Consider the following 14,465-nt stretch of genomic DNA (forward strand, 5'->3'; position numbering starts at 1 on the left):
CCCGCCCCTCGCCAACTGCCTAACCCTCATACATGAGCGTGTCTTGCCCCCGGGCGATTACAAATAAGGAAGATTTCTGATGGTCCGCTGCAAACCACCGGTTAACCTGAATGCTCGGGCGCCACGTGCCCAGACAGTCCTGCGTCTCAAGCCGCTGGCCCAGGCCATTGCCTTGTTGATGGTGGCGGGCAACGCCCATGCAGCTTCGGCGGCGTTCAGTTCCGGCTGGTTTGCCGACAAGGGCGCCTCCCGGGCAGCCACGGCGGCACGTTTTGGCGGTGGGCAGGTGCCGGGGATTCCGGCGTTGAATCAACAGGTGAAGGTCAACCAGCAGTTGGCACGCTCCATCAGCACGTTGAACACCAGCGTCGCGGCGATTGCAGCCCAACAGGCGGCCCAGGCGGCTGGCCGGCAGGCCGCGCTTGGCCAGGTTTCGAATATTCCCGATGGCCTCGGTAAAGGGGGCCTGCAGGTCGACAACAGCCTGACCCAAGGTTGGGCCAATGCCAAAGGACCGACCCAAAGTCAGTCCGGCGGCAAGACCAAGGTGACCATCGAGCAGACTGCCGACAAGGCGATCCTCAACTGGGAGACGTTCAACGTCGGGCGCAACACCACCGTCGATTTCCAGCAGCAGTCCAACTGGGCCTTGCTCAACCGGGTCAACGATCCCAACGCACGCCCCAGCGAGATCCAGGGCCAGGTCACCGGCGCCGGTACGGTGATGATCATGAACCGTAACGGCGTGGTCTTCAGCGGCACCAGCCAGGTCAACGTGCGCAACCTGGTGGCCGCCGCCGCCGACATCACCGATGAGCAGTTCACCCAGCGCGGGATTTACGTCGATATCAACGGCTCGCAGCCGACCTTTACCGATGCCGCGGGCAAGGTCCAGGTGCAGCGTGGCGCGCTGATCCAGACCCACAACCCGACGCTTTCCACCGACTCCGGCGGCTACGCCTTGCTGTTGGGTTCTGAGGTCGAGAACGCCGGCACGATCATCACGGCCAAGGGCCAGACCACCCTGGCCGCTGGCGACAGCTTTTACATTCGCCGTGGCGTAGGGACTTCGGGTAACCAGGGTTCCACCACCCGCGGCAACGAAGTAGCGACCAGCCTCAAGCCGGACAGCAGTGCGGGCAAGGTGAGCAACGATGGGCTGATATTGGCTTCCACCGGTGATATCACCTTGACCGGGCACCAGGTGCAGCAAAACGGTGTGGCCCTGGCCAGCACCTCGGTGGACAGCCGAGGCACGATCCACCTGCTCAACTCAGTTACCGATACCACGGGCAGCGTGACCTTGGGGCAGGGCAGCACCACTGCAATCCTCCTCGACAACACCGGCAACACCGCGCTTAACAGCCAGCGCGACAACGGCCTGATCAACCTCGATGGCCGCCCTGACTCGGTCAATATGGCCACCGGGCGGTTCAACAACCTGAGCACGGTCAGTGACCGTATCGACCAGTCCCGGGTAGAGGTCGTCAGCGGCGGCACCGTGGAGTTCAAGGACGGTTCGATCACCTTGGCCACCGGCGGCCAGGTCGCAGTCACGGCCGGCCAGCGCAGCCTGGTGCGTGACGGCGCGATGATCGATGTGTCCGGCGCGATTGGCGTCAAGGTGTCGATGGAATCCAATAACATCAAGATCAACGTCCAGGGTAACGAGCAGCGTGATGCGCCGGTCAACCGTGAAGGTGGCCAACTGATCAACAACGATGTATGGGTTGATCTGCGTGACCTGGTGTTTGTGCCTGCGGGCACCAATGGTTACGCCACCGATCGCTGGTACACCGCTGGTGGCTTGCTGGAGGTCGGCGGTTACCTCGGCACCCAGGCTCATACCGTAGGCGAGTGGATGGCCCAGGGCGGCACGTTGACGTTTACCGGCCAAGAGGTGGTGACCGAACAGGGCGCCCGGTTCAACCTGTCGGGCGGTACGATTGACGTGCAGGACGGCTATATTCGGCAAAGCTGGCTCAAGGGTCCTGATGGTCGTCTGTATGGATTGTCCAGGGCGCCGGGGGACATTCTCTACTCGGGTTTCTACAAGGGCTATGAAGACACCAGCGTACGCTGGGGCCGTACCGACTATTACTACAACCCGCTGATTGCCGCGCAACAGCGCTACGAGGCGGGTTATACCGTAGGCCGCGATGCGGGCAAGCTGGTGATTGGCACCACCAGTGCGGTACTTGAAGGCCGATTGATCAGCGACGTGTTCCAGGGCGATCGTCAGATCAACACTCCGATTATCAACATCGATGGCTATCAACAGTCGCAAAAGGCTGCGGCGCAACGTGCGCAACTGATCATCGGCAGCTACGCACCGGTGTTCAATAAAAACACCGGCACCTTACGCTACAACCTGAACCCTGTGACCGGCGAGATTCTGTTCGAGTCCGGTGCGCAAAAGCTCGCCGATGGCCTGGACCTGGACACGGCCTTGCCCGCTGACCGTCAGGGCAAGGTGATTCTTGACAGCGACCAACTCAATGGCTTCGAACTGGGCGCGATCAAAGGTGCCGCCACGCAACAGATCAACGTCAACGGCGCGCTTAAAGTAGCCGATGGTGGCGACATCACTCTGTTTGCGCCTCGGGTGGCGGTCAACGCCAATCTGACTGCGAACGGTGGCAGCCTCAACGCGGGCAACTTGCTTAACCAGCCCGACAGAGATCGCAGCATGGCCGTCGGCGATGTGTACCTGTTGCCAACCGCGGGTACCCAGGCCTGGGTCAATGTGGCCGAAGGGGTCAAGCTGGACACCTCTGGGCGCTGGAGCAACCTGGCGCAGGATGGCGTCAACAACGCCAGCGCGGCGTATCTGAACGGCGGCAAGGTGTCGCTGCGCAGCACCGGCGACCTGCAGTTGGCGGCAGGCAGTGTGGTGGACGTGTCCTCCGGGGCCACCATTGGCCTGGACGGCAAGGTTATCGGTGGCAAGGGCGGCAGTGCGACCCTGGCGGCCTTGAACGCGCTGGAACTGGGCAGCGAGATTCGCGGTTATGGTGTCAACGGCGGCGGCACGCTGGCCATACAGGCGCGCAAGGTGCAGGTCGGCGATAACGCCACTGCGCCGAGCGACGACACCCTGCACCTGGCAGGGGACTTCTTCAACAAGGGCTTCTCGGCTTACGACATTACCGGCAACGAAGGGCTGCTGGTCACTGACGGCAGCCAGGTCGATGTGTCCATGCCGGTCTACCGCTTGGGCGAACAGGCGCTGTCCACCCCAAGCGGCAGCGATCCGACCACGGCGCTGCAGCGCTGGGCACCCCCGCTGTATCAAGAGGACGCCGTCAAAGGCCTGTTGACGCAACGCCGTGGCGCCAGTCTGAACCTCAACGCCGGTACCATGACCGCCTCAGGCGCGCTGGCCGCGACCACCGCCCTGATGGTAGGCAAAGGCGCGGTGATTAATGTCGACCCCGGCCAGGCGATCAACCTGCGCAGCATCGGCCAATTGACCGTCGACGGCACGCTCAACGCCTGGGGCGGCAATGTGAGCCTCGCGGGCTTGAGCAACAGCGACTCCACACAAGTGGAAGGCAACGGCCATGGCCGTTCGATCTGGATCGGCGAACAGGCAGTGATTGACGTGGCCTCACGGGCCGTGACCGCTGTCGACAATCGTGGCGGTGTGTATGGCCAGGTACGCAATGGCGGCAAGATCACGGTCGGTGGTGATATCGATCTGGTCACCGGCATTGCCAAGGCCAGCGACCTGTTTGTAGTGGTGCGCGAAGGCGCACGCCTGGACGCATCCGGCAGCCAGGCGCTGCTCGATGTACCGGGCCAAGGCCGCACGCTGGTGGCCAGCAACGGTGGCGATATTGCGTTCGCGTCCAACAACGGCCTGTACCTGGACGGCAGCTTCGTGGCTAATGCCGGTGGCGTCGCAGCGGCAGGCGGGCGTCTGGCGCTGGCACTCGAGTCGCCGTATTACTTGAAGCTGCACGTCAAAGACCGTGTGCTGCCGTTACGTGAACTGGTTATCAGTCAGCAGCATCAAGCCAACGCCTTGCCCGACAGTGCAGAAGCGGCGGCAGACTCGTTGATCTACGGGCATGGCGCACTCGGGATCGACCAAATCCAGGCCGGGGGGTTTGACAACCTGACATTGCTGGTGCGGGGGGGGTTGAACCTCGACGGCGATGCCTCGCTGCACATGGGGCAAAGCCTGCAGCTGTATTCAGGCGGTATTGGCCTGACCCGCAATGCGACCCCGACTTCGCGGATCAATCTCAGTGCCCCGCATGTGCTCCTCAGCGGTTTGCTTGAGCCGGACAAACCCGGGATGGAAGCGTGGACCCGTGCGTACATCGGCGATACCTCGCCGACGTTCCGCAGCCAGGGCTTGTTGACCGTCGACAGCGACTTGCTGGACATCCGCGACCGCTTCGCCTTTGGGGCTGATCAGGGCTTCGATCAGGTCCGGCTCAACAGCAGCGGCGACCTGCGCTTTCTCGCCGGGAGCGATGGCGGCAATACACCCAGTGGTTTCAGCACCGTCTTGAGTTCGGCGGGGGACATGACCCTGCGCGCCGCGCGCATCTACCCGGGCTCCGAGATCAAGGCCCAAGTGCTGGTAGGCAGCCTTGGCAACAACGGCAATCAACTGATCTTCGACCCGACTCGCACCCTGACGATTGAGAAGGTCGGCGATGATAACGGCGTTGCACCGGACTCGGTGTTCGGGCGTCTGCAACTGGGCGCTTACACCATCAAGCAGGGCGGTGTGTTGCGTGCGCCGCTGGGGTTGATCGAACTCGGCAACCTGGGCAGCACCAAGATTGAATTGCTGCCCGGCAGCCTGACCTCGGTCAGCGCCAAGGGCCTGGTACTGCCGTATGGCGGCACCGTGGATGGCCAGGTTTATCGCTATAACGGCAAGACCGTGGTCTTTACCGGGCAGGGCGGGATCGGAGCTACCAACGGTGGAGAACTGTCGGTCGGGGTGATTCTGGGCGGCAAGTCGGTGGACGTATTGCCCGACGCCACGCTGGACCTTTCCGGTGGCGGCGAATTGCTGGGTGCCGGCTTTATTTCCGGGCGCGGCGGTTCTACCGATGCGCGTTTCAACCCGCTGGTGCAGTTCGGGACCAATGACGGTTTCACTCTGCCGGGGCTGAGCACCAACCCGGTCTATGCCATCGTGCCGGGTGTTCAACCAGGCTATGCGCCGGTGGCTGGCGAAGCCGGCGCCAGTACCCCGCTGGTAGGCCAGCAGATCACCATCGGCGCCGGCGTTCCGGGCTTGCCGGCAGGCACCTACACCTTGATGCCGTCCACCTACGCCTTGAAACCTGGGGCCTTCCGGGTGGAGATCAACGGGCTCGCCGCCCAGGGCAGCGACAGCACGACCACGCTGATGCGCAACGGTTCGTGGTCGACGGCCGGGCATCTGTCGATTGTCAACACAGGCATTCACAACAGCGTCAACAGCCAGGTGATTCTGACCTCGGCCGACACCCTGCGCCGCTACTCCCAGTACAACGAAACCAGCTACGCCCAGTTCGCCATCGCCGACGCTATCAGGCTCGGTGTGCCACGACCGATGCTGGAGGTGGACGCCAAGACTCTCAAGCTGGGGTTTAACGGCGGCGGGGGCAAGGATACGTTCTCGTTCCAGGGCATCGGCAACTTTGAAGCAGCCAAAGGCGGCTACGGCGGCACCGTGGGGGTGATCAACCTGGGCGGTGACACTGCCGAGAGCCGAGACACCCAGATCGTTGATGCCGACAGCCCCTTGCAAGCCTACGAGGGCCTGACCCTCACCGCCCAAAGCCTTAATAACCTGGGCGCCAAACGCCTCATGATCGGTGGTTTGCCCCAAGTGGAATATGGCCGTAACGGCAATCTCATCAAGTTCCCCTTTGGTAGCAATGTCCCTGGATATGGGGTCACCCTGCGCAGCGGTGCGATCCTGTCGGCACCGGAAGTGATCATGGTATCGGGCCGTGGCGACATCGTGGTTGAGCAGGGCGCGTCGATCAGTACCCTGGGGCGCGGTGCGGCGATCTATGACGCGCGTGATGGTTTTGTTTACCAGGGTGTGCCGAGCATGCTGGCCGTGTCCAACGGCCTGCTCAATGTACTGCCTTACGTAAACCTCTACGGTGAGCCCTCGGGCGGTATCAGGATTGGCGTGTGCCCGAGCGGCAATTGCTCGGGGCAGACCACGATCTATTCCGAGGGCAGTATTGTCGCGGCGACCGACAAAGACCTGCAACTGGACGACCAGGTGCGCTACGGCACTCGCCACCTGGCGCTGGCGCTGAGCAATATCAACGTCGGCAGCGCGGCGGGGCTGGCCGATGCTGCCGCACGCAATGTGCTGCCATCAGGCCTGACCCTCAACCAGCAAGTGCTTGAACGTTTGATGCGCGGAGACACCCAGTCGGGTGCTCCGGCGCTGGAGACCCTGCAACTGTCGGCCGGCCAGGCGTTCAACTTCTACGGCACCACCACCCTTGATACCTATGATTCGGTGACTGGCAAGTCGTTGCTGAGCAATCTGGTGCTGGCGACGCCGGCGATCTACGGTTCGGGCAATGCCGATGATGTGGCGACCATTCACACCGCCAACCTGATCTGGCAAGGCGCCATAGGCGCGCCGGGTGCAGTTATCGCTAACGGCGCCGGCAATGGCAACGGGCGCCTGGATATCAATGCCGAGCGTATCGAGTTCGGTTATGGGGCTTTTGCCCAGCGCGATCCCAACACGGTCTTTGACCGCCTGGTACTGGGTTTTAGCAACGTCAACCTGAATGCCCGCGAGCGAATAACGGCCAACCACAAAGGCAGCCTGTCGGTGTATCAACGCCAGGGCGCGTATGACCCGGTCACAGGTTTTGCCTACAGTGGCGGTAACCTCAACATCGTGACGCCGCTGATGAGCGGTGAAGGCGGCTCGCTGAACCGCATCACCGCTGGCGGCACGATTGATGTTGCAGGGGCTGCCGGCACCCATGGTGCGGTTGCAGGCTATGGCGGCGAACTGTCGTTCAAAGGTCAAACCATTCGCTTGGCCACCGCCGTGGTGCTGCCGAGCGGCAAGGTCACACTGCAAGCCGCTGACGATGTAATGCTGGCCGATGACGCGTTGATCGACGTGGCCGGTCGCGCCGTGGTGTTCAACGACATCACTAAATACGGCGCTGGCGGCGATGTGCTGCTCGACAGCCGCAATGGCAATATCCGGCAGGCGGCGGGCTCGACCATCGACCTGTCGGCCAAGTACAACCAGGGCGGCAAACTGCGCGCCGTGGCGGTGAATGCGGCGAGTGGGATGGTTGACCTGCAAGGCAAGATCCTGGGAGGCAGCAGCGGTTATTACAACGCTGGTGGTACCTATGTGCCGTATCAAGGTGGCATCGTGCAAATCCAGGCTCAGCGCCTGGGCGCCAGTGGCTCGTTGGATCAGCAGTTTGCCGCATTCAACCAGCGCCTGAACGAAGGCGAAGTGTTCGGCGCGCGCAGCTTCCAGCTCAAGCAAGGCGACCTGACCATCGGCAATGGCCTCAAGGCCAACACCATCAACGTCTCGGTCGACAACGGCAGCCTGCGCGTCAGCGGGTTGGTGGATGCCAGTGGTGAGCGCGTCGGCAGCATCAACCTGGCCGGCAAAAAAGGCCTGACCCTGGACGGCAGCGCGGTGCTGGATGCCCACGGCAGCCAAGTGCGGATCGACAGCTATGGCAAGATCATCGACTCACCGAACCGGGCGATGGTGGTACTGGGTTCCGGCACCGGGCAACTGACCCTGGCCGATGGCGCGACCATCGACCTGCGCCATGGCACAGCGGGCACAGCAGGCAATGACGGACGCCATCGCGGCACCCTGGAATTGAACGCGCCGCGCATCGACAACAATGACATCGCCATTGATGCACCAGGCAACCTGACGATCAAAGGTGCGCGTGCGATCACCCTCAACGGCATGGCGACTTACGACGATGCGCCGCTGATGACCGACCCGACCGCCAGCGGCAGGCCGTACCAGGTCATCGACCAGGCGTATCTGGATGGCAAGCACGTGTTGAGCACGGCGTTTATCAACGCTGCATTGCAAAACACCCACCTGTTGAGCAATAAGCTGGCCGGTTTGAACAACGCCACTTACGCCGACGCCTTCCACCTGCGCCCGGGCGTGGAGATCATCAGCAAGACCCCGGACGGCGACCTGGTGGTGCAGGGTGATATCGACCTTTCCGGTTATCGCTACGCCAGCCTCAACCGCAACACACAGAAAACCTCGGTGTATGGCTCGGGCGAGTCCGGCAGCCTGACCTTGCGGGCCGGCGGGGACCTGAACATCTATGGCAGCATCAACGACGGCTTCTCGCCGCCACCGGAAACGATGAATGACAAGGGCTGGCTGTTGTTGGCGGGCCAGGACTTCGCCGGCGGCGAGATCATCGTTCCAGGCAGTGGTGTGGTCTTGGCCGATGGCACTACCTACATAGGCGGCTCGGTGCTGAACTACGATTTGCCGATCAAAGGCATGACCGTAGTGGCCGGCACCCGCCTGCCGACACGGGCAACGCTGGGCCAGGACCTGACCTTGCCTGCAGGCACCGTGCTCGCGGCAGCGGTACTGGATGCTTCGGGCGATGTGTTATTGGCGGCCGGTACGCTGTTGAACCAACCGTATACCCTGCAAGCCGGTGCGCAACTGGAAGCCGGCACCTTGCTGAGCCAGGCCACCCAACTGGAAGCGATGACCTGGCCCAAAGGCGTGCCGTTGCCTGGCTTGAGCGGGGCTCTGGACGGCAGCCAGAATGTCGTCACCCTGGATGGCAATATCGCCCTGGCACGTGGCGCCCTGATTCCGATCGGCACCGACGTCAAGCTGGTGGGTGGGGTGGATTCGGTCGAGTTACGCCCTGAAGTGGCCGGGCGCCAGGGGAAACTCTGGGCCATTGCGCCGATGCTGGCCGAAGGCTCGCAATCCTGGTCATTGCGTCTGGTCGCGGGGGCTGACACCGAGGCTGCGGACAATCGCCTGCTCCAGCCTCATCCGAGCAGCGGCACGCTGCGCTTGGCCGACAGCCACTACGGCATGTTCGCCAAGGAGTTGCCGCCCAAAGGTGTGCTGGTATGGACCGCTTATGCGGTCCAAGACCTTGCCAATAACGGTGTGGAAGTCAAGGAAGGTGACCCGGTCGATCAGTCGATCCTTGATGAGTTTGGCCTGGGTTCGGTTGCCGATTTCTGCAGCTCAAGTCCGGAATACTGTTCGGCCAAAGCGGCCTTTGCCTGGAGCCAGCAGGCTGCCGATGAACTCGCTGGCCAAGGGGTTATTGTTGAAGCCGGAAGTGCAATGGATGACGCCTGGATGCTGGAGATGACAGGCCAGACAGTGGCGCAATATTGCCAGAGTACGCCGTCGCACTGTGTTGCCTCGGGCGGCAAGGAATACGCACCGACCCCCTCAAACTCGCTTTTCAGCGTAGTCCGTACCGGTACCGGTGACCTGCAATTGCTGAGCGCTGGCAACCTGAGTGTGAACTCGACGTACGGCGTGTACACGGCGGGCACTTCGTCCACCAGTACGCAGGCGGGTGACCCTTTCAACCAGCCTCGGGCCTTGGCAGGTGGCACCACGGTGCTTAAAGATCCGAACAGCTACTTCGAACAGTTCGTCAACGGTGGCAGCGAGAGCCTGTACCGCGCCTGGTACCCGGAGGCGGGCGGTAACCTGACGCTGAACGTGGGTGGCAACCTGAGAGGCCACCTGGATATCGGTGGCCTCTCAGTCCCTTCGCGCCCCGACCCCTTTGATGGGGGTAGTAATACGGCCGATGTCGGCAACTGGTTGTGGCGCCAGGGCAGTGGCAATTTTGCAACCGGGGGGCAGGCCCAGCCCACGGCGTGGTGGATCAACTTTGGCACCTACACCAACATCGCCGCTGATAACCTGATTGGCTTCACCGGTTTCGGCACCTTGGGTGGCGGTGACCTGGATGTAAACGTGGGCGGCGATGCGGGTTCGTTGAAAATTCCGAATTTCGTTGGGGATGTCACCAACAAACGTACCCAGGGCCTGGTGCTGGCAGTCGGCAGCACCGGTCGGGTAAGCAGTGATGGCAGCCTGCAACTCACCGGTGGCGGTGACATGCGGGTGCGCGTCAGGGGTGCGCTCAATCCTGTCACCGCCACAGAGGTTCCCGACAGTCGTAATGGCGTGCTGGTGAATACTCGCGGCAATGTGCAAGTGCAGGCCGCCAGCATCGGGCGTATCGACTTGCAGTACAGCACCACTAACCAGGTCCCCGGAGAGGTCCGGGCGGTAGAGCCTCTGCGTTCCAACCGCAGTACGCCGACAGGTGGGCTGACCCTGGTGGCAGGTGATTCCACGTTCAGCTTGCATTCCTTGGGCGACCTGGTGCTGCAGACGGTTGAAGATGCCGGGCGTGTGCGCCAGTACAACCGCTCGGCCTTCAGCCGTGACGGTGTGGATGGCGGCTCCAGCAGCTGGTTTACCTTGTGGACCCCAAACACCGCCATCGACCTATATGCCGAAGGCGGCAACCTGACGCCTTTTGTTGGTGCTACGACTAGCACGGATTTGGCGGTGGTCTATCCATCGATCGTCAGGGCGACTGCGGCCAGTGGCAGCCTTTACTACGGCAAGGCCGCCACGCTCCGTGATTCCCCCAGCTACAGCTACCCGCTACTGCTGGCCCCTGGCAAAAACGGGCAATTGCAGTTCCTGGCGCAGGACTCGATTTACGCCGGTGGTTTTACCGTCACCCAGTCCGGTTCTGCGCCGAGCAGCATGGCCACTCCATGGAATCCGGCTATTGTTGCCACTCTCGGCGTGCAGAGCTACGGCAACACGTCCAGCACGGGCAACTACAACACGTACGGCAATCAGGGACTGTCATTGTTCGCTTTCGGCCCGGGCTCAGCCTCTGAGCCGTTGAGCAATACGGCTGATCCTTCACGTTTCTATGCCCTGGTCGGGGATCTGGTGGGCGTCAGCAGCGGCCGGATCATCGGCTACAACAACATCAACGTGCCTCATGCCGGCGAGACCTGGTACGAAGGCAGCCGGCCGGTATGGATGATGGCCGGGCGCGATATCGTCAGCAGCGGTGCCAACCCCAATGACAATGGCGAGATCAATCCGGGCGTGCTTGCCACGGGCAACCTGTTCGTCCACAACAACGCCACCGACATCTCCATCGTTTCCGCCGGGCGCGACATTATCTACAGCAGCTTCAACATCGCAGGCCCAGGTGCGCTGGAGGTCACGGCCGGGCGCAACATCGTGATGGACGACAAGGTCAGCGTGACCAGTATCGGCCCGATCATCGCCGGCGACTTGCGTCCAGGCGCAAGCATCGTCATGCAGGCCGGTGTAGGCGCCAACGGTGCGGACTACCAGCGCTTTGCGGCGGCTTACCTCGACCCGGCCAACCAGATTGCGGTGGGTGAACCATTGTCGGTTTCGGGCGCCAAAGTGGCCAAGACCTATGAAAACGAACTGCTGGCGTGGTTGACCGAGCGCTTCGGGTTTGCCGGTGACAGCGCGCAGGCTGTGGCTTACTTCATGCAATTGCCGGCCGAGCAGCAACGGGTGTTTGCCCGTGAGGTGTACTTCGCCGAACTGGAGGCGGGCGGGCGTGAGTACAACGAGGTCGACGGTGTACGGCAAGGCAGTTATGCCCGTGGCCGGGCAGCGATTGCCGCGCTGTTCCCGGAGAAAGATGTGGCTGGCAACACCATCACCTACCAGGGCGATATCCGCATGTTTGGCGGGGCAGGTGTACACACCAACTTCGGCGGCTCGATCCAGATGCTCACCCCTGGAGGTAGCCAGACCTTTGGTATCGAAGGTGTGGCGCCCCCGGCTTCGGCGGGTGTCATTACCCAGGGCACGGGCGACATTCAGCTGTACTCCCTGGGCAGCATCCTGCTCGGCCAGAGCCGCATCATGACCACCTTCGGCGGCTCGATCATGGGTTGGTCCGGCGAGGGTGACATCAACGCCGGTCGCGGTTCCAAGACCACCGTGGTGTACACGCCGCCCAAGCGTGTCTATGACAACTGGGGCAACGTCACGCTATCGCCGGCGGTGCCGAGTACCGGTGCGGGGATTGCGACGTTGAACCCGATCCCGGAAGTGCCGGCAGGAGACATAGACCTGATCGCGCCGCTGGGCACCATCGATGCGGGCGAGGCGGGGATTCGTGTCTCGGGCAACATCAACATCGCCGCCTTGCGGGTAGTCAACGCAACAAACATCCAGACCCAGGGCAAATCTTCTGGCGTGCCGGTGACGGCGGCGGTGAATACCGGGGCCATGAGTTCCGCCAGCGCGGCGGGGGCGGCGGCGTCCCAGGCGGCAGAGGACGCGGCGCGTAACCAGCAGGCGGCGGCGCGCCAGGGCAGGGCGTCAGTTGTCACGGTCGAGGTGCTGGGGTTTGGTTCCGAACCGGTGCAGCGTGGTCAGGAAGAGGCTCGCAGGGCTCCGGCGTATAACCCGGACAGTCCGGTCCAGGTGTTGGGCGCGGGGGTTTTGAGTGAACAGGCCAAGGCGCAATTGACGGATGAGGAGCGGCGGCAGATTAGTTTGTAGGGTGAAAAAGAACCTCTCGTTGTAGCGAGTTTTGGGGTGGTCAGTTTTTGGATGGGGTTTTCGGGGAGGGGGGGCATATCCGTGGCTGCGGTTATGGCCTCCTTTGGTTTCGCCCTTACGGCGACTCACTTTTGGATAGAGCCCAAAAGTAAGCAAAAGGCTCTTGCCCCACCACTCGGCACCTCGCTCAGGCTCGGTGTGCCCGCAGTCAGGCATTGCTCCGTGGGCCCGCTGCCATCGGCCATCCATGGCCGGGGGCAGCTACCCCGGCATCCTGCCGGGGTGCCCACTGCGCAATACCTGCCTGCGGCCAGCGTGGTTTAACGGGGCGCCTCAGATCAAGATCAAGATCAAGATCACAATCAAAAGCCAGAGCCAGAGCCAGAGCAGATCAACAGACCGCTGACGTTGTCAGCGAATAAGGATGTAAAGGCAACAGCGCATACGCTCACGATCAGGTCGGCTGTCAGGCTGCCTCGCTCTGTTTTGATTTTGACTTTGATCTTAGGCGCCCCGTTAAACCACGCTGGCCGCAGTCCGATATTGATTTGGGGGGTAAACCGGCAGGACGCCGGTTTAGCCGCGCTGGGCCATGGATGGCCCATCGCGGCGGCCCCCCGAATCAATGTCGGACTGCGGGCATGCCGAGCCTGAGCGAGGCACCGAGTGGTGGGGCAAGAGCCTTTTGCTTACTTTTGGGCTCTATCCAAAAGTGAGTCGCCGTAAGGGCGAAACCAAAGGAGGCCATAACCGCAGCCACGGATATGTACCCCAACCCCAACCCCAACCCCAACCCCAACCCCAACCCCATGCGACTACGTTCTTCAGAGACCTTGAAAGCGCTGGCCTTTCAAGGTCTTCCGCTTGTGAAGTAAAACCATTGTGGGGCTGTCGAACATCCCCCCGCGACGGCCTGATGCACCGATCTAAATGTGGGCTCGCGAGTGCAAGGGATCAGAAAATCATTCAGTGACTGACACACCACAATCGTGAGCAAGCCCACTCCCACATTTAGATCGTGGTGCGCCCACATTAGCGTAAGAGCAAAACCAGCATCAGCCACAACCGCTATACAACCCACCCAAAAAACGCCCCCAACGAATGAAGCTTTTGTGACAAAAGTTCGGTAGTCCCCAGCCCCTCCCGTCTTGGCTATGTAACGCGCTCAAGGACGCCGCAAAGCGATTTTTCAGCCGGCAGCAAGGTGCAGGGGTCAGTACGGATGGGGACTATGGAACGCTACTCGAAAGTGGGCATGCAGGAGCTCGACCAGCGCCTGTCAAAGATCGTCGAAGCCGCTCGCAAGAAGCCGGTCTCGGTCTATCGCTATGGCGCACCCTGGGTCTGGATCGTTTCCCAGGACGACTGGCAAGGCGCCTTGAAAGAAGTGTCCAGCTACATCCCGGCCGGTCATTCCCTGATGCTGCTGCGTCCGCAAATCGACGACGTACTCGACCAGCACCGTGACCTGCTCCAGGCCCTCGATGCCGAGCCCGGAATGTTGATTGCCCCGCGCACTGTGCTGCAAATCCTGCTGCTGCAATTGCTCTACTCGGTCCCCAGCGAACAGCAGCTACATGAGCAACTCAACTACAACCTGCTGTTCCGCTGGTTCGTCGGCCTGGACCTGAACCAGCGCGTCTGGGGTATTCACGTCCTGCAACGCGACATCGCCACGCTTTTGAACAACCCGCGTGCGGTGCAGTTGATCCAGAAAATCATCGGTGAAGTGTTCTGTGGCGCCTTGCTGCACATGCCGGAGTTCTCCTTGAACTTTGCCTTGTTGCACACCTGGCTGGCACGGCATGCCAACACCTCGACATCCAGCAATTGAGTGGGCCGAACGCTGTGCAGACAGTGAAGGCGGACA

The 14,465-nt window shown here is 62.0% G+C and carries 2 protein-coding genes; both read left to right on the forward strand.

Going from position 1 to position 14,465, the window contains the following annotated elements; all coding sequences use genetic code 11:
- Nucleotides 1–79 precede the first annotated feature (79 nt).
- Complete coding sequence (locus tag OQ460_RS09940) at nt 80–12,595, forward strand: filamentous haemagglutinin family protein (RefSeq protein ID WP_410021633.1); 12,516 nt, start codon at nt 80–82, stop codon at nt 12,593–12,595.
- A 1,231-nt stretch (nt 12,596–13,826) separates the two neighbouring features.
- Nucleotides 13,827–14,429, forward strand: coding sequence for a transposase (locus OQ460_RS09945; protein WP_410021634.1), 603 nt, complete (start codon nt 13,827–13,829; stop codon nt 14,427–14,429).
- Nucleotides 14,430–14,465: the final 36 nt, after the last annotated feature.

The organism is Pseudomonas imrae (genome assembly GCF_046352735.2).
GTDB classification, from domain to species: domain Bacteria; phylum Pseudomonadota; class Gammaproteobacteria; order Pseudomonadales; family Pseudomonadaceae; genus Aquipseudomonas; species Aquipseudomonas imrae.